Source organism: Roseinatronobacter bogoriensis DSM 18756, from assembly GCF_004366635.1.
Lineage (GTDB): Bacteria > Pseudomonadota > Alphaproteobacteria > Rhodobacterales > Rhodobacteraceae > Roseinatronobacter > Roseinatronobacter bogoriensis.
In genome coordinates this window covers 552,978-577,092 of sequence record NZ_SORN01000001.1, presented here as the reverse complement: position 1 = coordinate 577,092, position 24,115 = coordinate 552,978, and the positions used below count along the sequence as shown (strand labels likewise).

Sequence of the window (24,115 nt, the reverse complement as noted above, 5' to 3'; positions counted from 1 at the left end):
CCATCTACCAGCCAAACTGGATCAGCACGCCGGATTGCCCCCCTGTCTGATGGACATTCGCCTGCGTATCGCGCCCGAACTGAAAGATCATCTGACTGTTATTGCCGCCTTCCTGCACCAGATTGGCACTATGGCCGCTGCCCCGCTGATGGATTTCCGCGCGGTTATTGTCCCCATCCTGACGCACCTGCGCGCTATTGTTGCGCCCCGCCCTGACCTGCCCAGAGGCCGCATGAAGCGCACAAATCTGTGCCACAGGCAGGTTAGAGGCCCGAATGGCAGGCAGATCGCGCGCCATGCAGGCATATTGCGCAAGCGAAGGTGATCTTGCCTGCACCCCGTTTGCCGAAGTGACAGCGATCAAAGCCAGCGCAAGCGCGGGGGCAAGACGTTTCAATGCATTGTCAGACATGCGAAATTTCCTTTCTTCACGGGTCAAACGCGAACAGATCACAATGTAGTGGAACGGCAGGTTTTGGTCTGACCATTTGCCTTGATGGTCAACTCGGCTTCAAACTCATCTGCCCTACCGCTGAAACGCGCCTCGCCCAGCGTCGCCTTCTCGCCTGACTTCAGGTCAAACTCGCCGCCCTGACGAATGGTAGAACGGCCATTGGCGCTGCGTTGGTCGATTTCCAACTGGTAGGTTCCGCGCAAAGGCTGCGCCGCCCGCGCAGAGGCGGTAATGGTGACCTGACGTTGGTTTTCCGACAACTCAAGCGCGCAGACCAAGGCCTCAGATGGCTTTTCCGCGCGGGACGTCGCCAAAGACGCAGTGCAGGCTGCCCCTGTCAAAACCAGCGCGGCAATCGTGTAGGGAATCGCAGACATTGGAACTCTCCTTCTTGCTTGGATGGCCAGGGGCAATAGCCCCCGGCTGGGTTTGGGATCAGTCCTGAATGATCAGCACTACATTTCCGCTGCCATGCTGGGTTGCGGTGGCTGTGTTTCCGCGCCCGGTCTGAATGACACCGACCGCATTGCGATGGCCGCCTTGGGTGACAGTCGCATCATTGCGGCAGCCCATCTGTGACACACCAACAATATTGCGCTGCCCGCCTTGCGATGTGTCGGCCGCGTTATTGCACCCCACCTGCCCGACAACGACACGGTTGCGCGCCCCGTCCTGGGTGTTGAACGATAGATTGCCCCGACCACTTTGGGTAACGGACACCCGCTGGCGGACACCGGTCTGCGATGTGGCAATCTGATTGGCGCGGCCCCACTGGTCCACGCTGACACGGTTCGATCCGGCGTCAGCAGGCAAGGCCACCAACGCGATGGCAAAAGCAAGCGCCGAGCCGGTCATTGAGGGGGAAAATGCAAAGGTCATAAGGGTAACTCCTGGCTGGTGTTTGGCATGGTGCGGGAATGATCCCGCCAAAGATCGGTCGCGGGTTTTCCGCTGTGCCAAACCTGCCGCGCATCCTTGCTGCCAGACAATATCGCCCTGCTGACAGGCGATAACATGGGGGGTGTTATGCGATAACAAAGCAGAACGCGCGCCATATGGGCGCGCGTTTGGCTGGTTTGTCTGTCTGGCCTTCCCCCCCTGAAACGCCTTTGCCGCGCTTGGGTTTATGCGGCCTTATGGCCCGCGCGTCGCGTTAATGCCCTCGCGCGTTTCGGCTGTGGCCAGTTGGGAATGCAGGCGTTCAAATTCACTGCGCGCGTGCTGCCGCTGTCCGGAATTCAGATAGGCATAGGCGCGCAAAATCGCCAGATCACGGCGCAGCGCGCCGTTCAGGTTTTCCAGGGCATTGAAATAGCCGATAGCCTGACGAAAATCGCCAGCACGATAGGCGCGCACACCGCGCTGGTCCAGCACGATCCCCTCCAACTCTTGGTGCTGGCTTTCGGACAGCCGCACCTGAGAAGCCACATGTGCTGCCTGTTCGGTCATGTTCATGGACAGATATGCCAGCGCCAGCCCGAAATGGGCATCGCGCCGCACATTCGGGCCAAGCGCGTCACCTGCCCGTGCCGCTGTCTGAAAGCCTACCAAAGCCTCGGTCGGGCGGTTGTGGCTGAACGCGCACCATGACCGTTCATAAAGCACATCCAGCGACCGCGGCGCGGTCGAGGCGGCCAGACAGCTTGCGTATTGTTCCTGTTCCTTCAGCCGGCGCACTTGCGCAATACGCCCATCACCTTGCAAGGGAAGTGCGCCCGATGCGGCAGGCGCTTGCGCGCGCGCAGGGGCTGCCGCAGGTGCAGGGCTTTGCGGTGCGGGGGCCGCAGCGGGCTGCGTGGATTGCGCTGTTTGCGGCGCGGTGGATGTGCCACCCAGCAAGCGTGCTTCCAATTCGTCAAGCTGTGGCTTTGCCCCCGGATTGAGCTGCCTTGCAACCCCGAACATCTCGCGCAATTCCGCATTCGATGCGATGGCGCTGGATTTCTCCAGTGTGGTCTGCATCTGCGCGTAGCCCTGACAGGATTGCAGGGTATTGCGATAGGTCGCAATGGCCGAACTCTGTTGGTTTGCCAGCACATACATATCGGCCAGAAGCCATGCGTTGTTGATGCGCTCACATGTCAACAGGCTGGGTGTACGGCGGGCGATACTGATCGCCTCGCCTGCGCTGCGACGGCTAACGGCCATATCAAATTCATCTTGCGCCGCGTTCGTTTCCAGCACGCGCAGCATATCTGCTGGCGGCGTCCAGCCGGTTCCGCTCTGGCGGCCCTGCTCGATCAACTGACGCGCCGCGCTGTAATTGCGCTGCTCGATCTGGCGCCAGATTGCGCCTTCATCGACACTGGCCTGTGCTGCGGGTTGTGCGAGTATCTGGTTCAGATCGGATGGGGGCTGCCAATCCGGGAAGGCAATTCTCAGGCGGCGCAGCTCTGCCTGAACCGAAGCAGAGTCGTCTTGTTGCAGATAGTAGCGCAGCGCGCGCAAATCCTCGAAGCCGGCCGTCTGCGTCAGCACAGGACCAGCGGCCAGCACGGCACAGAACACACTGATCGAGAAAATCTTCGACTGCTTCAAGCGTGGTTTCATAGCGGCACACATTCCGGCATAGTTTCATTCGCGGCAAACATAGAAAACAGTTGCAGGGTTGCCGGATAATAGGGCTGTTCGGCCGAGAATGGCGGGATCAGCGCCCCGACATCCTGCCTTGCCGAACACACCACAAGCCCTGCAACCGCCTGATATCCGGGGTCCGCGCTGGTTTCGAGGACGACGCCGGACACAGGCTCCAGCACTGTTGGCGCCTGTAATCCCGGTTGCATATTGCGTTCATAGACCGTTGCCATGCGCCGCACGGCCATATGCTGCTGAAGCCGCGACCAGATCAGAAAGAGCGGCACGCGAATTGCCTCATACCCTGCATTCGCAGACAGGGTTTCAGACGCGATGACCCCACGTTCCGAGATATCAACCCAGTCCGGCACCAGCCCGTCACGCGCGATCTCCTCCAACAGGGCCTCGCCGTGCTGGGCGCAGAGCGCCAGCGCCGTAACCCCTGTGGCGGCGGCCACATCGCGCATGGCCAGTGGCATGTAGTAAGACGGGTTCACGGACAGATGCGTGTCATGGGTGAAGCCAAAGGCCGCGGGCAGGAATATCAGTTTGTCCGACGCGCCCGGCATTGGCCGGATACAACTTGCTTCCAGCGCCTGCGCAATTTCGGCGGCACGCTGAAGGTAGCTGCGATCATTGAACCTTGCCGCAGCGCGCACCAAGGCCCACGCATAAAACAGATCACCGTCAGAGGCGTTGTTGCTGTCCGGGATCGGATTGGCCTGATCCGGCAGGAAACGCCAGGCCAACAACGCATCGGGGCGCACCGCCAGTTGCTGTTCTGTCCAGCGATACATCTGGCGAAATGCAGCCTCGTCATTGAACATTGTGGCGGCCAGCATCCCATAGCCCTGCCCTTCGGAATGGCTGGAATGCTGCTGCAATGTATCGACAACGCGCCCATCCGGTTTCAGAAAGGCGCGCATCCAGCTTTCCCAGACGGGGCGCGCAACAAGCGACAGGTCATTCTGCCCAAGCGCGGATGACTGCCCCGCCATTACAGTTGCCCCGAATGCTGCGCCTGTTGCCAGAAACCCCCGTCGGTTCATGTCTTGTGTTCCCTTGTTGAAATGACCAAGCGCAGCGCCACCAAAGCAGAGAGGGTGGCAATTCCAAGTATCAGAAGCGAATAGAAGACAGGGCGCGCAGAAACGATATTGCCCATCGCGCTACGGAAATTCCGGTGTGACCATGGTTCCAGCATGGCCGGTCTGCGGTCTGGGGCAAGCCAGCTTTCCCAATGGCCATCATGGGTCAGGACCGCAGCCTGTCCGCGCGGCCCCTGCCCATGCAGGCGCGCGCGCACAACTGCGTGGGCAATGTCGCGCATGTCGCTGTCTGGGGCGCGCAGCATCCAGATTTCATCGGGGCGTTCGGCATCAAGCTGGAAAAGGATGGCCTGTCCCCGCTGTTCGGCCAGCCATGCATTCAGCTGGTCACCACTGCTTGGGATAATCCGGTCAAGAACCCATCTGGCGCGTTCATTGACCGCGTCCCAACCGGCACTGAATGCCAGCGACATGCTGCGCCGCTCGACCCGTCTTTGCTGGAACGGGTCGCCAGGGTTTTCAGATACCGACTGCTCATCCGGGACAGTGTTTTGCGACGGCATCAAGACAACATCTTCCAGCAAACGGCGGTTCGCGCTGTAATGCGCGGTGGGAATAGACCCAAGATCGTCCAGTGCGATCAGATGCAGGGTTGAAGGGCGTATCGCAGCGCGCGTGCGCGCCAGTGCCGAACCGAGTGTCAGGATGTCCAATTGGGAATAGGCCCGCCCGCTCATCTCGTTCATGCGCAGGCTCTCGGGAGAGAGCGCCGCAAAGGCAAGGTCCATGTCCGGAATGGACATGGAGGGGCTGTAGGGCACATGCAGCGTAGAACTGTCGAGGATTTGCAGGAAGGGCGTTTCGTTCACTGCGCAGGGCAATGACGGCGGATCGCCGGGAACAAACAGCTCAAACCCCAGAACGTTGGTTCCCGGATGCATCAGCCTGGCCTCGAAATCGATGGGGAAGTTCGAGATGACCGACCCGCTCTGCCCCCCGCGCAAAGGCAACATGCGCACGATCGTGCCATTTATCTTCAACAAAACGGCTGATCCGGCTGGCAGACCGGATGCAAACGCATAATCCAGATTGATGCGCGCCTTGGCCCCGGTCAGCACCAGCCAGTCATCAGGCAGGCGGAAAGCGTGGTTTCGCTGCGCGTAGCGTTGTGAGAAGATCTCGCTCTCGACACCGAACTGCGCGAATGGGACATCACTTGCAGGGGCAATCAGCGTGGGGCGGTTGTCTTGCGCTTGCGCAGTAACGGCGGTTATGCCCGCCAGTAGTCGTTCAGGGTCGGTGCCCTGCGCGACCTCCAGCACCATGACCACGGCCCCATCGCCCGCTTGAATGAACCTGACCTGACTCTCGGCGGCTGGTATGATCGTGACACGTGCCCTGTCGCGCATGTCCGTTTGCGCTGTCCAGTAGTCAGTAAAGTTGATGACCAAAGGCGCGCCAGCAAGGGACTGGTTGAAGCGGTTGACCAGAAAACTACGCCATATCTCGGCCTCGGAGCCCAGAGTGTCGATCCCGCGCACCTCTAGCGCCTGCCCGCCTGAGACCTGCGCGGCAAGCGCCATCATGAAGCCGTCATTGCCGATCAGCGCATTCATATCGCTTCCGGGCGTGTCGGCGGCGACCACAAGGCCGCTGCGCGACAGGTCAATATCCGTCCACAAGGTATAGGACGCTTCCGGACCACAGAATATTCGATGCTGCTGGCGCAGTTCCACTTGCACATGGTTGCGCCCCGTGTGCAGAACACCCGCAGGGATGCGGAATTTTTCGATCCCGACATCTTCGATATGGGTCAGATTGCGGCGACCCAACTCTTGCCCGTTCACAATAACACGCATGTAAGAGCGTTCCGGCAGGTTATTGATCCCGGAAACGGATGCAATCTGCAACAGCGCCTCGTTTCCATCGGCACTGGAATACAGGTCGAAATTGACCCATTCGCGCTCTCCGCTGATCCGTGCAAACCCGTCTTGAACAGGGTAGCCCAGATCTGTGAGGCGCAATGCAGAAACCCAGCCGATATGGGCCGGATGCTCAGGGGTGCTGTCTAGGCGCATCGCGCGCCGTGCTGGATCGGCGCGATCGCTTACATCCAACATGGTGTCGGGGGAAGACAACGCGGCCCCATTGTCTTGCGGTAGCATGATCATGCCGCCATCGACGCCTTGCGCCTGTACAGGCGACACAGTTGAACTGAGGGCTAGCGCGATAGCGGCCATGACTGGCAGGGCCTTCCAGCCGCTTTGGGTCTTGGGGCGGGTGAATGCTGCACTGCTCATGGCCGCGGCTCCAATCCACGTGCAAGAATTTGCATCTGCCTGTGACCGACACTTGTGCCGGGGAAAGGCCCCTGTCCATCGACCCCAAGGGATGGATCAAAGCCGGGATTGGTGATGTCTGGATCAAATGCTTCCCCGAACGCAAGCAGATGGGCAGGTTGCGCCGCCTCGATCTCGCCCAGCCGCGCGCGCTCCTGTGCGGCGCGCCGCCTTGCGGGTTCTGCGCTAAGCGCCTTTACTGTGTGATAGACAGATGTAAACGCCAACCCCGCAACATAGGCCATCCCCTTTAGCAAAGGCATAGGCTTGTTGCGGTCCGCGCGCATCTTCTCCCAAACCGCGCTGTCACCAAAAATCAGATGTGCAATCGTCTCGCGCACGATCATGGGCTGCTCAGGATCATAGCGCACACCAAGAACTAGCCCGGAACTGGTGCGTTCAACATTCTTGACCTGAACGCGAATTGCATTTTCCAGATGGGGTGATTTCGGAAATTCCGGTGTGAAATAAAGCACATAACCCGGTTTGATCGCGGCCATTTCAGCCAGATCCGTATCTGGCCCGGGAATAAGTTTGAGCCCGGCCCCACTGGTAGAGGAGTCGACAATTGTCGCCGCTGAGAAGCTGAATTTGCCATCGCGACCAAAGGCGGCCACGGCAGGGACCTGCATTTCAACCCGCGGAACACCACGACGCTGCTGCCGCTCTGAAATGGCGCGCAATGACGCTGACAGGATCATGAAATTGAACACGGCCCAGCCGCCAACGACCATGAGGATGGTATGATCCCCCGGAAACAGAACCCATCGAATGCCAGCCGCAACCAACCCAAGCCCAACAATCGCCCAAACAACCAACAAGGGCTTGAAAAGTGGTGAGATGAAATTCTCTTCCAGAACCTCGTCTTTTGCGGTCACGTTGAATTTGGCCCCGCGCGGCTTCAGCAATGTCTTGATCACCACGCCTGAAAGATAGGGCGCCTGCGCGGTTTCGTAAATTTCGGACAAAAGGGGCCATCTGACACGGGCATAGAGCGCGTTTTGCACCATGAAGCTGACCGCCATATAGGCGCTCATATAGACCAGCACTTCATTTATGGTCGCAACGAATATCTCCAGCCCGAAAAACAGATAGGCGAGAGGTGCCAGGATAAACGTCATCCGCACCAGCGGAAACAGCCAGAACGTCATGGAGTTGAGGTAACACAACCTTTGGGTCAGGCTCATCCCTTTGCGGCGCAAGGGGTTTTTCAGCATCAAAAGCTGCATCATGCCCGCCGCCCAGCGCCCGCGCTGCTGGATGAAGCTGACAAAGGTTTCAGGCTGCAAGCCTGCGATCATGGCATGGTCGACATACAAGCTTTTCCATCCACGAGAATGGATTTCGAGCGCGGTTTCGGCATCTTCGGTGATCGTCTCGCCCGCAAAGCCGCCCACATCATCCAGCGCCGCACGGCGCAGAACAGAAGCAGAGCCGCAAAAGAACGCGCCGCCCCAGCGGTCAAGCCCACGATGGCCCAAGTGGTAGAACATTTCATTCTCTGGCGGACAATCCGCGCGCAACCCGATATTACGTTCGACCGGATCAGGGTTGAGGAAGAAATGCGGCGTCTGAACCAGAAACAGTTTCGGGTCTTCGACAAAATACCCGACTGTCCGGGCCAGAAAATCGCGCGAGGGGACATGGTCTGCGTCAAACACAACGACCAGATCACCATTCAACCGCTCCAGCGCCGCAGACATATTCCCGGCTTTGGCGTGCTCGTTCCTTGGACGGGTTGAATAGACGACACCCAATTCTGCACAAAGCTGTTGAAGGTCGATCCGGCGCTGGCGCGCAGCGCGCGCGATCTCGGGGTCTTCGTGATTACAACGCTGATCGGTGCCGCCATCATCACACAAAACGACTGTGCGTTTCTGTGGTGGGTAATGCATGTTCTTGGCCGCAGACAAGGTGACAGCCAGCATCTCTGTCGGTTCATTATAGCTGGGGACCAGAATATCGACTGTGGGCAGATTGGCCGCGGACACCTTGGGCGGCAGCGCGCGATCAACCGGATCGGCTGAGATGAAAGAACTGATGAAAAAGACAAATATCGCGTAGGTTTCCACCATGAACAGCGCAACCGCAATCGCGAAAGATACCGGCATATCCATTGGCGGCAGCGTTTCCAGAATACGCCAGAACCAATAGCGCAGCACAACCGCACTGGCGATCGCAAGCAGCAGGAAGCGCGCGAGGATCTTCTTTGAGCAAAATGGTTTGAGCGCGGCCACCATAAGGACCGCAAACACCCCCATTGCGCCCTGAACTAAGGTCGAGGTCGGAATGCTGGCAAGGATCACAAGCGGCACGACCAGCGCGACCCATGCGAGTGCCAGAAATATCTCATTCAGGCTGAGTTTACGGTTGGCGATAAACAAACTCATGAAACACCTGCCATCTTTACAATCCGCCCTGTGGAACGCCCAAGCCGAAGGCCGAAGGCCCCAACGGCGACAATGCTTGCTCAAGCGATCCTGAAACGCAGTTGCGCATCATCAGATCAAGCGCAGTCGCCCCCCGCGGAAGCGCACGCGCACCTGTTTGCGACCGCCGGAATGCCAGAACACAGGTGATGTCACCGCCCGGACGCGCAACTGTATAGGTAATATCGCCATATGGGTCAGAACGCGCGCTTAGCGCCCCATCCGTCACGTTGGAAAAGGGCGAAGGTGTGCCGCCAAATTGCGCCAGTACATCCCTGAGGACCAGCCGCGTCGCGCTGGCGCTGCGCGGCGATTGCGCGCGCAGCAAAATTGTATTCTCGCCCGACAACGATGTGGCATTCGGAAGGGTAATGCGCTGTTCAGTTGCATCGCCCAGATTGCGTTCCATGACCAGAACCGCGCTTGGCGCATTGATATAGGCGCGCGAGGCCGGAACAATCCGATACTCGTTCAGCGCCTCTGCAAGTTCCGTGGGGCTTGTGGTACGGTCTGGCGAAGACATCTGGCATGCGGACAAGGCCGCAACGCACAGCATCAATACCCCGGAAAGCCAAGTGGTGCGGGGCCGGGACGCCAGTTTTGAATGAATACCGCTGCTATGTCTTGTCATGCCCTGCCCGATGGACTGCACGCCACACGACTGCACCCACGCGGGACAACCCCACATGTTGCACACATGGCCAGCGATGGTCGATTGACCAGCCCATTTCCTTGCCTCTGCCTCTCGTCTGTGCCTGCTCTTTAGTGGCCGGTCACAGCTTTTTTATATCTTTAGTAATAACGTTCCTCATTAGGGATAATACATAGTCTATTAAGTTTTTACAATCTTGTCGGGGGTATAGCCCCCATTATTAAACCAACGCATCCGAAGCCTCACAACCCACCCGCGAGCAGTTTGGGACACGTCACACGCCTTCGTGGATCACATGAAAATTTAACCCAACATTTATGGGCAGTTAAAATACGATGCACCAAATACCTGAGATACTAGACTGGCAAAGCTCTGTTGCGTAATGGCCACAAAGCTTTGCCCGTTTTTTTGCTGTTCAGCGGCGCGCGCGCTGTTTTCCCAGCTCACGGTCCAGAATATTGCGCATCTTGTCCACTGCACCTGTCACCGCAGACTGGATTGTGTCAGCGGTATTGGTGGCTGTGACAGGCTGGCGTCCTTCAAGGCGCGCTTCTACCATGCAACGCTTGTCGTCCGGGCCGCTTTTTTCTGCGTTCTGGTCCTGAAGGTGCACTTCGATTCGTGTGATCTGGCCGGAAACAGGCCCCAGCTTCGATTCCAGCACGGTTTCGACAAAGCGAACCACATCCTCCCGCCCGGCGATTGTATTGTCAGTATTGACCTGAATTTGCATGGATACAGTCCTTTCTTGTTACACATTCAAGACTTATGCATTCAGGAACAAAGCTGCAATCGCAGGCCGACCTAGTTGCGTAGAAATTCGTGAATAACGCAGCGCGGCGCATCTGGCCGCAACGGCAGCCGGGCATTCAGCCGCCACTGGCTGGGGTCGATCTGTGGAAAGAACGTATCCGCGTCAGGGACATCCAGACCCACTTCTGTGATCAACAGCCTGTCCGCTTCGGGCAGAAATGCGCGATAGATGCCTGCGCCCCCAATGGCATAGTGGCGAAAATAGCCCGCCGCCCGCGCCTGCTCTACCGCCCGCTCCAAAGGTAAAAACAGCGCCTCCCCCCCCTCTTCTGCTGGACGAGAGGTGACAACGATGTTCAGCCGACGCGGCAAGGGGCGCTTGGGCAGACTATCCCATGTGTTGCGCCCCATGATGATCGCGCCGCCCAGCGTTTCGCGCTGAAAGGCGGCCAGATCCTCGGGCGCGTGCCAGGGTATTGTATTGTTCCGGCCAATGGCGCCATTGCGTGCGCGGGCAACGATCAGGGTCATCATGGCGTTACACCGCAACCGGGGCTTTTATGGCGGGGTCCGGGTCATACCCTTCAAGTTGGAAATCCTCATACCGGAAATCGAATATACTCTCGACATCACGCAGGATCCGCATTTGCGGCAACGGCTTGGGTTTGCGGGCCAGTTGCGTGCGCACCTGCTCCATATGGTTGGAATAGATATGCGCATCCCCCATCGAGTGCACGAATGTTCCCGGCTCCAGCCCGGCTACCTTTGCCAGCATCATCTGCAACAGCGCATAGGAGGCGATGTTGAACGGAACGCCCAGAAACATGTCAGCAGAGCGCTGGTAGAGTTGCAGATGCAACTTACCGCCAAGCACACGCGCCTGCCACAACGTGTGGCAGGGCGGCAGCGCCATATCAGGGACATCGGGCGGGTTCCATGCGGATACGATCATGCGGCGGCTGTCGGGGTTTTCAGCAATCAGGCGCACCAGTTCGGAAATCTGGTCCACGCCCCCGAAATCGCGCCATTGACGGCCATAGACAGGGCCAAGATCGCCTTGCGCATCGGCCCATTCATTCCAGATGGTGACGCCGTTTTCTTGCAGATAACCGATATTGGTGTTCCCTGACAGGAACCATAGCAGTTCATGAATGATAGATTTCAGATGCACGCGCTTGGTTGTGACGAGGGGAAACCCATCAGCCAGATCATAGCGCATCTGCATCCCGAAAACTGACAGCGTGCCAGTGCCTGTCCGGTCATCCGAGGGGACGCCATGATCCAGAATATGCTGCAATCCGTCCAGATACTGTTTCATTTTTCGTCGCGCCTACCAGATGATGTGGGCAGCAGCATAAGCTGGATAAGGTTGATTCTGGAACCCCCATTGAACACCGCCAAAGGCCTGTTATCTTCCCCCCAACATAAGGAGAGAGATCATGCGCTATCTGCACACAATGGTCCGGGTCAAGGATCTGGACGCCTCTATCGCGTTTTACAAGCTTCTGGGCCTGACCGAGACGCGCCGCTATGACAATGAAAACGGGCGCTTTACTCTGGTCTTCATGGCCCCGCCAGACCAGCCGGAATGCCCGGTCGAACTGACGTATAACTGGGATGGAGATGATGGCTTGCCATCCGACAGCCGCCATTTCGGGCATTTGGCGTATTCGGTCAAAGATATCTATGCAAAATGCGCAGAATTGCAGGCGGCGGGCATTACAATCAATAGGCCCCCGCGCGACGGACGGATGGCCTTCGTGCGCTCACCCGACAATATCTCGATCGAATTGTTGCAAGATGGCGATGCCCTCCCCCCGCAAGAGCCCTGGGCAAGCATGGACAGCACCGGGCATTGGTAAACGCTTCTGGCCAGTGCTGCGCGCAGCACTGGCAGAGTTGACCGGCAGCCTGCCTGATTCGTGCAGCAAGGTGTCGGGCCACTACGAATGCGGGCAATGGCCGTAATAGCAGGCGCAACGCCCTCCCCCGCTTGGAAACAAAGCTGATCTGGACAGACGCTTTGTTTCCAAGCATGACAATCTACCTGCGGAAATGCGGCATTTTCGCGGCTTTTCCTTGGCGTATCTGGCGAAATAGGGTTTCATCAGATTAACCAAGTTTCGAAAATTCATGCCGCAGCTTACGGGCGTGCTGCCTGCCCGCCCCCGGAAGCGAAAGATGCGCGGTTCAAATGGTTTGAAAGGACGGCTTGCAGAAGATGAAACTCCTGTCTCGTCAGCACGGCCCGCATAATCAGGACCTGAAGGACTTGCATCGCCTTGAGGAGAGTGTCAAAGCCGCGTTCATGGGTCCACGCAACATTACCTTGCCAACACACGCAAACGCGCCAGCAGTCATCTGGCTGGTTGGCCTGACCTGCCTTGCCGAAGTGGTGCTGACACTGGCCGAGGCTGGTGGACTTGGCGGGCTGGGGCTGCGGCGCTGGCTGGTGATGCATGGTGCCTTCTGGAACGGATTGCTGGCGGGCTGGGAGTCCCTTTATCCGCTTCAACGCGAACTGATGTTCGCGACCTATGCGCTGCTGCATGGTGGTTTGCTGCATCTGATCGGGAATATGGTCGCAGTGCTGGCGCTTGGCGGCATTGTTGTCGCGCGGATCGGGCAAAAGGGGTTCTTGTTCCTGTATCTATTCGCTGCCATCGGGGGGGCCGCTGGCTTTGCCCTGCTGTCAAACAGCGAGTCACCAATGGTCGGGGCATCGGGGGCGGTGTTTGGTCTGATCGGAGCATGGAAGTTCTGGGAATGGCAGATGCGGCGCCATCTGGGCAGCCCGATGCAGCCACTGTTGCAATTCATGCTGGGGCTGGTGGTGCTGAATGTCGTCTTGTGGCTGGCCCTGTCTGGCCTGCTGGCATGGGAAGCACATCTGGGCGGCTTCATCGCCGGGGTCGTGTTCGCGGCAATTGTGACCCCGAACATACGTTACCGGATCTAGGTCACCACATAGAATTGCATCCAGCCGGCGCCCTAAACCTGACTACACAGCGCAGCTTCTGGCCTGTATTACGCATTGCTGACTGCACGCAGCCCACTTAATCCGACGCGCCTTCTAGGGCTGCGATAATCGCCCCGAAATCAGCCGCCTTCAACGAAGCGCCGCCAACCAATGCCCCATCCACATTGGCTATGGCAAAAATCTCGGCCGCGTTGCCCGGCTTTACCGACCCGCCATAAAGCAACGAGATCCCCGCATCCGGCAGTGCAGCGCGCAAAGCATCATGCACTTCAGCAATCTGTTCCAGCGTTGGTGTGCGCCCCGTGCCAATAGCCCAGACAGGTTCATATGCGATCACCGTATTGGCCGATGTCGCCCTTTTCGGCACTGAATCCTTCAATTGTGTCAGCACAACATCAAGCGTCTGGCCGGAATCACGCTCTGCCTCTGTCTCGCCAATACAGATGATTGCAACCAGCCCTGACGCATGTGCAGCGCTGGCCTTGGCCGCAACCAGCGCAGATGTCTCGGCATGGTCTGCGCGACGTTCGGAATGGCCCAGAATAACCTGCCGCGCGCCTGCATCGGCCAGCATTGCGGCGGAAATGTCACCCGTATGTGCACCCGCGTCTTGCGCATGGCAATCCTGCCCGCCAACCATGACCGCAGAGCCAGCCAGCATATCGGCCATCGTGCGCACCAAGGTTGCAGGCGGACATAGAAGAATACCGCATTTCGGAGAGGGGAAGGCTTCGGCAATGGCCCGCGCCTGTTCAAGGTCGGCGCGCGTTCCGTTCATTTTCCAGTTTCCGGCAGCGAGTTTGCAGGCTTGCAACATGACATATCTCCTAATTCATTAAGAGATACGCCGCATGCGCGCGCGATGCAATCAACCGTTGGCCCGGCTTTGCCCCATACGCGCGGTCAATGTCTCTATATCGTCGAATTTTATCGATTCACCGCAACCGCAAGCTTCGGTCACATTGGGGTTGCGGAACTTGAACGCGCTTTCGATCAGCCCCGTCTCATAGTCTATCTCGGTGCCGAAAAGAAACATCTGCGCCATTGGCGCAATGATCACACAGGCCCCGTCCTGCTCTACCAGTTCTTCATGTTCCCGGACTTCAAGCGCTGTTTCCATGGTATATTCCATACCAGCACAGCCGCCTTTCTTGACGCCCACACGCAACCCCTTAGCACCCTCGCGCTCCATCAGGCGCCGGATCTGGCGCACTGCAGCAGGCGTCAGCGTCACAGGGGATTTTCCGGGAATTGCAAACATAGTCTTATCCTTGTCCGTCAGTCTTTGGCAGTATGCGGGCAGGGTTGCCCACCACTGTTGCACCCGCAGGCACATCGCGCGTGACCACTGCGCCCGCGCCAATGATGGCGCCGTCACTGATCGTCACACCGGGCAAAATAATCGCACCGCCCCCGATCCAGACATCGGCTCCGATGCTGATCGGGCGGCCCCATTCCTGAGCCCGAGCGCGAAGCTCCGGGTCGCGCGGGTGGTCGGCTGTCAGAATTTGTACATTTGGCCCGATCTGCGTGCGCGCGCCAATCCGTACCTCACACACATCGAGGATGACGCAGTTGAAATTGACGAAGCACCCCGGTTCAAAATGGATATGCGCGCCATAATCCACATGAAACGGCGCACGAATAACCGCCCCATTCCAACTGCCAAGAAGATCGCCCATGACCGCAGCCCGCGCGGCGTCACCATCTATCGTCTGGTTATAGGCCCGCATAAGGCCCTGCGCCTTGCGCCGGATCGCAACCAGCGTGGCATCGCCCGGATCATAGGGCGCACCTGCCAGCATCTTGTCGCGTTCCGACACGCGGCTGTCCATTACATGAACCCCAGTTCCAGCCGCGCATCGTCCGACATCATGTCCATGCCCCATTGCGGGTCAAAGGTCATTTCCACCTCAACCGATTGAACACCGGGAACAGCGCTCATCGCGTCTACCACCCAGCCCGGCATCTCGCCCGCGACAGGGCAGCCGGGGGCGGTCAGGGTCATGATCACATCGACCTTGCCCTCATCCGACACGGTGATTGTGTAGATCAGCCCCAGATCGAAGATATTGACCGGAATCTCAGGGTCATAGACCGTCTTGCAGGCCTCGACCAGCGGCTCGTAAAGCGGGTGATCGGTGCTGGAGGGCTTGATCAGCAGATCGCCTTCATTCTGTTCCATGCTCATGCGCAGCCTTTCCGCATACTTGGGCGCGGGCCGATGCCGCGCTATACCTGAGCAGTTATATAAGAAAAGAACAGCGCGCGTCCAGTGCTGTCACTTCGTTACAATACGTACCGGCTCAGATCGGCAGAGCGGGACAGATCTCCCAAGTTCTTTTCGACATAGGCCGCATCGACCATAACCTGCTCGCCACTGCGGTCAGGTGCCTGAAAGGACAGTTCCTCGAACACCCGCTCCATCACGGTATACAGCCTGCGTGCACCGATATTCTCGACCGACTGGTTCACATCGGCAGCAATCTTGGCCAGCGCGGCAATGCCGTCTTCGGTAAAGCTGACCTCCAGCCCTTCTGTGCCCATCAGGGCCGTATACTGGCGCGTCAGAGCGTTATCTGTCTCGGTCAGGATGCGCACAAAATCACCCTCAGTCAGGGCGCGCAACTCAACCCGTATCGGCAGACGCCCCTGCAATTCCGGCAACAGGTCCGAAGGTTTGGCGATATGGAACGCGCCAGAGGCGATGAACAGAATATGATCCGTCTTGACAGGCCCGTGCTTGGTGCTCACGGTCGTGCCCTCGATCAACGGCAACAGATCGCGCTGCACGCCCTCGCGGCTGACATCGCCGCCGCGCATCTCTGACCGGGCGCAGACCTTATCGATCTCATCCAGAAATACGATGCCATTCTGCTCGACCGCCTCCAGCGCAGCGGCCTTGACGGCCTCGTCATCCAGCAGTTTGTCGGCCTCTTCCGCCACCAGCAATTCATGGCTCTCGGCAACTGTGATCTTCTTGCGAACCGTGCGCCCACCCATCGCCTTGCCAAACAATTCCCCCAGATTCATCATCTGCCCGCCCTGCTGGCCGGGAATGTCGAACATCGCCCCCATCGGGTTGGAGGTATCGGCGATCTCGATCTCGATCTCGGTATCATCCAACTCACCTGCCAACAGCTTGCGGCGGAACATCTCGCGCGTACCTTCACGCGCGCCCTCACCGGCAATGGCGGCAATCACACGCTCCTCGGCGGCAGCTTGCGCGCGGGCTTTCACATCCTCGCGCATCTGCGCACGGATCATCACGATGGCGCTGTCGAGCAGGTCGCGGATGATCTGCTCCACATCACGCCCGACATAGCCCACCTCGGTGAATTTCGTAGCCTCAACTTTCAGAAACGGGGCCCGGGCGAGTTTTGCCAGACGGCGGCTGATCTCGGTCTTGCCCACGCCCGTGGGGCCGATCATGAGGATGTTCTTGGGATACACCTCTTCCTGCAGGTCGCTGGGCAGTTGTTTGCGCCGCCACCGGTTGCGCAGGGCCACCGCCACCGCGCGCTTGGCGTCCTTCTGGCCGATGATGAAACGGTCAAGCTCACTTACGATCTCTCGCGGGGTCAGGTCGGTCATGCGCTGATCTTCTCCACTGTCAAATTTCCGTTGGTGTACACGCATATATCCGCCGCAATCGCCATCGCGCGCCGCGCGACATCCTCGGCGTTCAACTCGGCCTCCATCAACCCGCGCGCAGCCGCCAGCGCGAAATTTCCACCCGACCCGATGGCGGCGACATCATGTTCCGGCTCCAGCACATCACCTGCGCCGGTGATCACGAACATGTCGCGTCCATCGCTGACAATCAGCATTGCTTCCAGTTTTTGCAGGTATTTATCCGTGCGCCAGTCTTTCGCCAATTCGACACTCGCGCGCGCCAACTGGCCGGGCGTCGCTTCCAGCTTCGCCTCCAACCGCTCCAGCAAGGTAAAGGCATCAGCGGTCGAGCCTGCAAACCCTGCCACAACATCATATCCACCGGGCGATAGCCTGCGCACCTTGCGCGCAGTGCCCTTGATCACGGTCTGGCCCAGACTGACCTGCCCGTCACCCGCCACCACCACTTCGCCGCCGCGCCGCACTGCCACGATGGTGGTGCCATGCCATCCGGGAAACTCGCTCATCGCGCCCTCATTTTCTTGCCGGAAATACTCCCGCCGGAGGCGCATCTTTCCGCACGCACTGCCGCGAGTGGTCCGGGCGCGACTAACGCCGCGCCCCTTGAAGCTTACACAGCGCTGTCGATCCAGCTTTGCAGCGCCGATTTCGGGGCAGCACCTGTCTTGTTGGACACAACCTGCCCGTCCTTGAACAGAAACAGTGCCGGAATTCCGCGAATACCCATCGAGGCCGCAGTATTGGGGTTCTCGTCAACATTGACCTTGGCGATCTTGACCCGGCCATCATATTCGGCGGCCAGTTCTTCCAGTGCCGGGCCAATCTGCTTGCAGGGGCCGCACCATTCTGCCCAGAAGTCAACGACAACAGGAATGTCGGACTGGCGCACTTCGGCATCAAAGGTGGAATCGGTGACAGCTACTGTGGGCATTGGCCCCTCCAATCTGGTTTATGGTTCGCGTTCTAACTATGCCTCGTGCGCAGCGGATTCAAGCACTCCCCGCGCAAGCGCCGTATCAACCAGCGCGGCAGGCAATTCCATCAAAGCGCCGGTCGCTGTCCATAGAAGGGCCACGCGGATCTCGCACCCCTCAAAAACTTGTGCAAGTGCACGCCGATATGCGCCCATCTGTCGCAACAGCCCCTCTGGCACCTCTTGCGGGCTGCGCGGCACCATTCGGTTTGATTTGTAGTCAACAGCCAGAACATGATCCTCGGCAACGACAAGCCGGTCAATCACACCGAACAGGGGCCGCCCCGCCAGGTCTGCCGTGATTTCAACCTCGGCAAGCGTGCCGGGGGCGAATAGCGACGCGTTGCCGGGGGTATCAAGAACCTGCATCGCTTCGCCCACCAGCGCAGCAAGGTCCGCAGGTGCCCCGTCCTCGGTGCTGGCAAGCAAATCAGTTGCAATGTCGTGCCATTGCGCGCGCGGCCATAGCGGCAGGTGTTCCAGCAGCAGATGCAATTGTGTGCCCCGCACCAGCGCCGCATCACCCGCCTCGCCCATATCGCCCGGCAAGGCCTTGGCCCCGCCCAGCGCCGAAGGCGACAGCACGCGCGGGCTTGCCTCAGGCATGGCAGCCCGTTCCCATAGCAGCGTGGGCAGGTTATCTGTGTGCGCAGCGGGCGGGCCAGATGTTTCCGTCGCGCCTGAAGGCCAGTCAAGATGCTGGTGGCGCAGCCCTTCGCCCGTGGGGAAGCGGCACGACACCGGGCCTGCATGCGCCACCCCGTCAGCGATCCGGTTATACCAGCAATCGGGGGATTTCACTGTGCCCGCCCCGGCCACGATCAGCCAGCTTTCAGCCCGCGTCATCGCCACATATAGCAGACGCGCATCTTCCTGTGCCTGAAGATCAGCAGCGGCGCTCATGGCGGTTTGCAAGGCCGCTGGCGCGTCCGTTCTGACACCGCTCCATGCAAGGACGCCATCAATTTCGTACAACTGACGCCGATCTGTCGGGTTGTAGTCAGCGGTGTCGGGCAGAATGACGACAGGCGCTTCCAGCCCTTTCGCGCCATGCACGGTCATGACCCGCAACCGCCCGCCAGCGGCATCGAGTTCACGTTTGATCTGCACATCCCCATGTTCCAGCCATGCCAGAAAACCCGTCAGGCTGGGGGTTTCCAGCCGCTCATAGGCCAGGGCCTGTGCCAGAAACGCGTCTATTCCGTCCTCGGCCTCATTGCCCAGGCGCGAAATCAGACGACGGCGCCCGTCATGGCGGGTCAGCATCCGCTCGATCAGGTCATAGGGGCGCAAATAGTCCGTCTGACGGCGCATGTCATCAAGCACATCCAGCGTCGCAGCGGCACCACTGTCGCGCAATCTGGTCCATAAAAACGCCCCTCCGCGCCCATGCGCCAGCCGAAACAGCGCATCTTCAGACCACCCCAGCAAGGGCGAGCGCAGACAGGCGGCCAGCGACAGATCATCTTCGGGGGTTGCCAGAAACGCCAGCAGCGCGGTCAGGTCGCGCACGGCCATTTCGCCGCCCAGACGCAACCTGTCTGCGCCTGCAATCTCCAGCCCCTCGGCCTTGCAGGCGGCGATGATTTCGTGAAACAGCGCATTGCGGCGGCGCACAAGGATCAGAATATCACCTTCGGTTATGGCCCGCGCGCCATTCTTGTGGGGCAGCGCAATGCGCGCGTCGATCATGGCGCGCAGTTCGGCGGCGATCTTGCGGGCAAGCCTGCGGTGATGGTGCTCTTCGGGCATCACATCGACAGGGTCGAACCAGTCCGGCTTTTCGGGGGCTTCGGGCCGCTCGATCACCGGCCACAGGTCCACCCGTCCGGGCAGTGCGGCATTGAAGGCAATATGCTGTGGCGCACCACCAAGCCCGGTATCATGCGGCGGGCGGAACGTGGCATCAACCGTGCGCAACACGGCATCAGAGGAGCGGAAGGAATGCGCCAGAAGTGCCTCATTCAGGCGCAGATCGACATGGGCCAGCCGCTCGCGGAATTGGGCTTGCATATGGTCGAACACAGCCAGATCAGCACCCTGAAAGGAATAGATCGACTGTTTCTTGTCGCCCACCACGAACAAGGTGCGGCTGGCGTCGCGCGCGCCGATGCCTGCGGTGAATTCCTGTGCCAGTTGTTCCACCACATGCCATTGACCGGGCGAGGTGTCCTGCGCCTCGTCCACAAGAATATGGTCAACCCCGCCATCGAGTTTGAACAACACCCATTGCGCCACTGAAGGATCGGTCAGCAACTGGCCTGCGCGTGCGATCAGATCATCAAAATCCAGCCATGCGCGCGCGGATTTGGCTTGCGTGTAGGCAGGCAGGAACACCCGTGCAAAACGGTGCAGCGCCATAGCACGCCCAAAGGCCACCAGCCCAAGGCGACGGCTGCGCCCCTCCTCGACCCGCGCCATCAACTGGTTCAGCGGGTCTATCAGCGCACCCAAGGCCTTTTGCGTCGCCTTGGTGGGGAAGCTGCCAAGCTTGGCGGTGAACGGCTCTTTGGCACTAGCCCCGGTCAGAAACAGCCCTTCCAAGGCCTTAAGCGCGCTCAGATCAGGCGCGCCCTGCGCGATCTGGCGCAATCTTTCGGCATTCTTCACATCTGTCGTAGACCCCGCCGCAAGAAACGGGATCATCTGGTCAAACAATGCAAATTCGCTGCCCAGAAACACATCTTCCAGAAGCTGCGCCTCGCTGTAGGCGGGCGGCAGGTCGAAGGCGCGGCGCAGCGCCTCTTCGGGCAGATCGCCCTCGAAGTTGCGCGCATGATTGCAGATGTCGCGCAGCAGATCGTCCAGCTCTGCCCCGGTGAAAACACTGGCCAATTCTGCCAGCACCGTCCTCTCTCGTCCCTCGGCCAGATGATCCAGGATCTCGGCACGCAGCGCATGGGCAGAGCGGTCGTCCATTTCGGTAAAGGCGGGCGATAGCCCCGCTTCCAGCGGAAAGCGACGCAAAAGGGCCGCGCAGAAGGAATGGATCGTCTGAATTTTCAGCCCGCCCGGTGCCTCGATCGCGCGGGCGAACAGGCGGCGTGCATCGGCCAGATTACCATCTGCGGTTTCGTCAATACGGCCCAAGGCCGCGTGCAAATCCGCTTCGGGCAGCATGGCCCATTTGCCCAGCAGGCCGAACAGGCGGTTCTGCATCTCGGAAGCGGCGGCCTTGGTATAGGTCAGGCACAGAATGCGCTGCGGCTCCACCCCGCGCAGCAAAAGACGCGCCACGCGGTCGGTCAGAACCTTGGTCTTGCCCGACCCGGCATTGGCCGACAACCAGGTTGAATCCAACGGGCTGGACGCGCGGTTTTGCGCAAGGGTTGCTTCGTCAAACTGCATCTTCATCCCCCACAGGCACAACAACAGGCGCGTCCTGCATCACCCATTCACCAAAGCGCGACAGATGGTCGTAATCCGACACCTCGCGTTCCTGCAGCAACATGCGCCGCGCAGGAAAACCTTTGTCTGGTTCCAGATAGGCGCGGATCAGGTCTTCGAACTGCGCGCGCGTCTGCGCGATCAGCGCGGGCGTGATCTGTGTCATTTCAGGTTTGGGGCTGGACCCAAGCCCCAGATAGGTGATCTGCGCCACCTCGCGCAGGCCCAACGCCTCGAACGCGCCTGCATCGGCCATCATGGCCTGAAGCAAAAGCTGTTTGTCGAAATGTTCCTGCATCTTCCTGGTCGGGGCCTGCCCTGTCTTGTAGTCGATGATATGGATGCGCCCGTCGGGCCATTCGTCGATACGGTCGGGCTTGGCCGACAGGGTAAAGGCCGGGTCTTGCGAGGTCAGCGCGCCACCCTCTTCCAGCATCAGGGCGCGTCCGGGCTGTGACAGATGGAACTGCAAAAACGCATCCGCCGCGCGTGACATGCGCGCCAGCCACAGAATGCGCGCAGCGGGCCAAGGGACTTCGCGCGCCAAAACCACTTCAGCCATGCGCATCAGTTGCGCAAACGGGTCATCTTCCAGTTCGGCGCGGGTGAAATCCTCCAGCACCTTATGCAGCACGGTGCCACGCAGCAGCGCATCGGGGGACGGGTGCAGCGGGTTGAGTTTGCGCAAGCCAAGGACATATTTGGCATAGGTTTCATAGGGATCACGGATTAGCCGATTGATGGCCGTGACCGGCAGTTGCCGTGGTCGCGCGCTGATGGGGGGCGCGGGTGCAGGGCGCGGGGCGCGCAAATCATTGCCGGGAATGGATCGGAAATCGGCATCAAACCCTTGCGCCATCTCCAGCCATGACTGGCCGCGCGCGCGCATTTGTTGCAGCGCGGCTTTCCCCTCTTCCGGCAGCCCGTCCAGCAGGTTGGTCAGACGGTTCAGCCAGCGCGAAGGCACGGTCTGCGCCTCGGAGTTGCGCACAGCGCGGCTGAGGGCAACCTCACGCGCGGCGATGGCTTGCTGAAAGTCATGTGCGGCAAGACCGATCTGGCGTTCGGGCAACAAAAGGCCTGCATCGGCGCGCATCCGGCGGTTCAGCCAGGGGTCAGGGTCAGGCGCTTTGGGCCAGACCCCTTCATTCAGGCCCGCCAGAATGACCAGATCCGCGCCTTGCACCCGCGCTTCCAACGTGCCCCAGATCATGATGCCGGGATGGGCGCTGACAGGCTCGCGCACCTCGAACCCTTGCAGATAGCTGGTAATGAAGGCGTCATAATCGGCGGGGTCCATATCTCCGCCATGGCCTGCCTCGCGCATCAGTTCCGCCATCGCGCGTTGGGCCTGAATGCCCGCGGCAGCTTCCCACAATTCCCCCGTGCCGCCCTGCGGACCGCCTGCCAGCGCCTCGGCCAGTGCCAGATGGATGGCGACATGTTCGGCCAAGGGTCTGGCGGTCGGGTCGGGCATGGGCGGCAAGGTGGCAATCAGCCACTCTGCCCAGTCAGGGCATTTGGCCGATGCGCCAAACCCGCGCAGGAAATCAGCATCCGGGAAGGCGACATTCCTGCGCCGGATACGCAATTCCAGATCGCGTGTATGCAGCAGATGGTCGCCGCGCCCCTCGGCGCTGTGGGTCAAAGGATGCTTGAGCAGCGTCAGCAGCGCCTGTCCGTCCAGCCTGTGGCGCAGGATTGCCGCGACATGGCGCAAGAACCGGCCCGGTGCGGACATGGCCAGCGGACGGCCTGCGCTGTCATCGGGGGTGATGCGCCAGTAATCCAGCGCAGCGGCGACCTGCCGCGTCAGGTCGCGGTCAGGCGTGATGAGGGCTGCGCGCTGGCCTTCCTCTGCCGCATGGCGCAGGCGCAGGGCAATGGCCTGTGCTTCCATCCGGGGGGATGGTGCCTCTATCAGGGTCAGGTTTGCACAGCCTTGGGCGATGCCCTGCAATCGGGGGCCTTCCTGCATCCACTGGTCTGTGACAGGTGCAGGGCGAAGGGCGAGTGACACAAGACGGTTGCGCGCAGGCGCGGGGGCGGCGGTCGGATCCCACACGCGCACCTGATCCGGGGGCAGGTCCAGCGCGTCGCACAGGCGCAGAAAGCGATATTGCGGGTGATCCTCGGGGGCAGTGTCTGTGCCAAGTTCTGCCCATGTGTCAGCGGACATGTCGAAATCAAACCCCGGCAACACAACGGCACCTTGCGGCAACCTTGCCACTGCCTGCATCAGCAAGGCAGTTGTGCCACGCGACCCGGTAGAACCTGCGATGATGATCGGGTCTGCGGGCGGATGAGCTTGCCAGCGCGCAATCAGCGCCTCTGCCTGTGCGCGCAGACGCCCTTCGGCGTCGGGCGCATCAGCCTGCACCACCTGTTCCGCCAGATTGATAAAGGCAAGGCTGCGCGCCCAATGGCCGGAATGGCGGCTGACATCCAGATCACGCAAGGCCGAAAGCGGAACGCCCTCGGCCTGCATTTCGGCAAACAGGCGCGCCAGACTATCGGACAGGTCATATATCGCGCTGCGCGGGGCCAGATCGGGGGCGCTGCGCAAAAGCATGTCAATCAGCCGCGCCAATTCTAGGCGTCTGCGCAGTGGCGGCATCGGCGGGGGCAAGCGGGTTGCCCCTTCAAACAATAGCGGGTCCGTGATCAGGCGAATGCGCGGCAACAGCGCGGGGCCTTGTGCCATCAACGCGTCGCGCAGACGGGTCCGCATGCGCGCCGAATTCACCAGCACTGTGACACGCGCGCGCGCCTCTGGGGGCAAGGGTTGCAAGCGCTGGTGCAATCCAGCAGCCAGAGCTTGGGGAAAATCGACACCACAGGGCAAGGCAAACAGATGCGCGGCGCGGGGGTCATCTTGAAACATGGTGC

Annotated in this window: 22 protein-coding genes; 2 read left to right on the top strand and 20 right to left on the bottom strand. The window is 60.0% G+C overall.

The genetic code is table 11. The features are described 5' to 3' along the window. Positions 1–4: 4 nt before the first annotated feature. The 11 genes from EV660_RS02620 to EV660_RS02570 all read right to left on the bottom strand — a co-directional run bounded on the left by EV660_RS02620 (position 5) and on the right by EV660_RS02570 (position 11,568). The gene (locus EV660_RS02620; RefSeq protein ID WP_134013852.1) at positions 5–412 is read right to left on the bottom strand and encodes a hypothetical protein; all 408 of its coding nucleotides are present in this window, start codon (positions 410–412) and stop codon (positions 5–7) included. A 38-nt stretch (positions 413–450) separates the two neighbouring features. Then, positions 451–831 carry a curli-like amyloid fiber formation chaperone CsgH gene (csgH, locus tag EV660_RS02615; protein ID WP_071481517.1) on the bottom strand — a complete coding sequence of 127 codons (381 nt, stop codon included), beginning with the start codon at positions 829–831 and terminating at the stop codon, positions 451–453. Positions 832–889: 58 nt separating this feature from the next. Further along, positions 890–1,333 (bottom strand): hypothetical protein, encoded by a 444-nt coding sequence (locus tag EV660_RS02610; protein ID WP_100319196.1) that lies wholly within the window; start codon positions 1,331–1,333, stop codon positions 890–892. 255 nt (positions 1,334–1,588) lie between these two features. Then, complete coding sequence (locus EV660_RS02605; protein WP_071481518.1) at positions 1,589–3,004, bottom strand: hypothetical protein; 1,416 nt, start codon at positions 3,002–3,004, stop codon at positions 1,589–1,591. Next, positions 3,001–4,077, bottom strand: a complete 1,077-nt coding sequence (locus EV660_RS02600) for a family 8 glycosyl hydrolase (protein ID WP_071481519.1) — start codon at positions 4,075–4,077, stop codon at positions 3,001–3,003. Before EV660_RS02600 ends, EV660_RS02605 begins: the two co-directional genes overlap by 4 nt. After that, entirely contained in the window at positions 4,074–6,377 is a 2,304-nt protein-coding gene (locus EV660_RS02595) for a cellulose biosynthesis cyclic di-GMP-binding regulatory protein BcsB (protein ID WP_071481520.1), read from the bottom strand. The genes EV660_RS02600 and EV660_RS02595 overlap by 4 nt, the downstream gene beginning before the upstream one ends. Further along, positions 6,374–8,806 (bottom strand): UDP-forming cellulose synthase catalytic subunit, encoded by a 2,433-nt coding sequence (gene bcsA, locus EV660_RS02590; RefSeq protein ID WP_071481521.1) that lies wholly within the window; start codon positions 8,804–8,806, stop codon positions 6,374–6,376. Before bcsA ends, EV660_RS02595 begins: the two co-directional genes overlap by 4 nt. A gap of 16 nt (positions 8,807–8,822) precedes the next feature. Then, positions 8,823–9,368 (bottom strand): hypothetical protein, encoded by a 546-nt coding sequence (locus EV660_RS02585; protein ID WP_134013854.1) that lies wholly within the window; start codon positions 9,366–9,368, stop codon positions 8,823–8,825. Positions 9,369–9,912: 544 nt separating this feature from the next. Continuing rightward, complete coding sequence (locus EV660_RS02580) at positions 9,913–10,230, bottom strand: HPF/RaiA family ribosome-associated protein (protein WP_071481522.1); 318 nt, start codon at positions 10,228–10,230, stop codon at positions 9,913–9,915. Positions 10,231–10,301: 71 nt separating this feature from the next. Continuing rightward, positions 10,302–10,784: a dihydrofolate reductase gene (locus tag EV660_RS02575; RefSeq protein ID WP_071481523.1), complete on the bottom strand. Its 483-nt coding sequence runs from the start codon at positions 10,782–10,784 to the stop codon at positions 10,302–10,304. Between the two features lie 4 nt (positions 10,785–10,788). Next, positions 10,789–11,568, bottom strand: a complete 780-nt coding sequence (locus EV660_RS02570) for a thymidylate synthase (RefSeq protein ID WP_071481524.1) — start codon at positions 11,566–11,568, stop codon at positions 10,789–10,791. Positions 11,569–11,689: 121 nt separating this feature from the next. On the opposite strand from EV660_RS02570, the gene EV660_RS02565 reads away from it, so the two are divergent. Both EV660_RS02565 and EV660_RS02560 read left to right on the top strand, forming a co-directional pair. Continuing rightward, a complete protein-coding gene (locus EV660_RS02565) occupies positions 11,690–12,112 on the top strand; it encodes a VOC family protein (protein WP_071481525.1) in 423 nt (140 codons plus the stop codon). A 359-nt stretch (positions 12,113–12,471) separates the two neighbouring features. Beyond that, on the top strand, positions 12,472–13,209 hold the full coding sequence (locus tag EV660_RS02560; RefSeq protein WP_232727304.1) for a rhomboid family intramembrane serine protease: 738 nt from the start codon (positions 12,472–12,474) through the stop codon (positions 13,207–13,209). A gap of 97 nt (positions 13,210–13,306) precedes the next feature. On the opposite strand, the gene tpiA is transcribed toward EV660_RS02560, so the two are convergent. The 9 genes from tpiA to EV660_RS02515 all read right to left on the bottom strand — a co-directional run bounded on the left by tpiA (position 13,307) and on the right by EV660_RS02515 (position 24,110). Further along, positions 13,307–14,047: a triose-phosphate isomerase gene (gene tpiA / locus EV660_RS02555; protein WP_071481527.1), complete on the bottom strand. Its 741-nt coding sequence runs from the start codon at positions 14,045–14,047 to the stop codon at positions 13,307–13,309. Positions 14,048–14,098: 51 nt separating this feature from the next. Further along, positions 14,099–14,491 (bottom strand): HesB/IscA family protein, encoded by a 393-nt coding sequence (locus EV660_RS02550; protein ID WP_071481528.1) that lies wholly within the window; start codon positions 14,489–14,491, stop codon positions 14,099–14,101. A gap of 4 nt (positions 14,492–14,495) precedes the next feature. Beyond that, positions 14,496–15,065 carry a sugar O-acetyltransferase gene (locus EV660_RS02545; RefSeq protein WP_071481529.1) on the bottom strand — a complete coding sequence of 190 codons (570 nt, stop codon included), beginning with the start codon at positions 15,063–15,065 and terminating at the stop codon, positions 14,496–14,498. Further along, positions 15,065–15,421: an SUF system Fe-S cluster assembly protein gene (locus EV660_RS02540; protein ID WP_071481530.1), complete on the bottom strand. Its 357-nt coding sequence runs from the start codon at positions 15,419–15,421 to the stop codon at positions 15,065–15,067. Before EV660_RS02540 ends, EV660_RS02545 begins: the two co-directional genes overlap by 1 nt. A 98-nt stretch (positions 15,422–15,519) precedes the next feature. Then, entirely contained in the window at positions 15,520–16,824 is a 1,305-nt protein-coding gene (gene hslU, locus EV660_RS02535; protein WP_071481531.1) for an ATP-dependent protease ATPase subunit HslU, read from the bottom strand. Continuing rightward, positions 16,821–17,372: an ATP-dependent protease subunit HslV gene (gene hslV, locus EV660_RS02530; RefSeq protein ID WP_071481532.1), complete on the bottom strand. Its 552-nt coding sequence runs from the start codon at positions 17,370–17,372 to the stop codon at positions 16,821–16,823. Before hslV ends, hslU begins: the two co-directional genes overlap by 4 nt. A 104-nt stretch (positions 17,373–17,476) precedes the next feature. Then, positions 17,477–17,797 carry a thioredoxin gene (trxA, locus tag EV660_RS02525; protein ID WP_071468372.1) on the bottom strand — a complete coding sequence of 107 codons (321 nt, stop codon included), beginning with the start codon at positions 17,795–17,797 and terminating at the stop codon, positions 17,477–17,479. 36 nt (positions 17,798–17,833) lie between these two features. Continuing rightward, positions 17,834–21,187: a double-strand break repair helicase AddA gene (gene addA, locus EV660_RS02520; RefSeq protein WP_071482286.1), complete on the bottom strand. Its 3,354-nt coding sequence runs from the start codon at positions 21,185–21,187 to the stop codon at positions 17,834–17,836. Beyond that, positions 21,177–24,110, bottom strand: a complete 2,934-nt coding sequence (locus EV660_RS02515; RefSeq protein ID WP_071481533.1) for a PD-(D/E)XK nuclease family protein — start codon at positions 24,108–24,110, stop codon at positions 21,177–21,179. The genes addA and EV660_RS02515 overlap by 11 nt, the downstream gene beginning before the upstream one ends. Between the last annotated feature and the right edge of the window lie 5 nt (positions 24,111–24,115).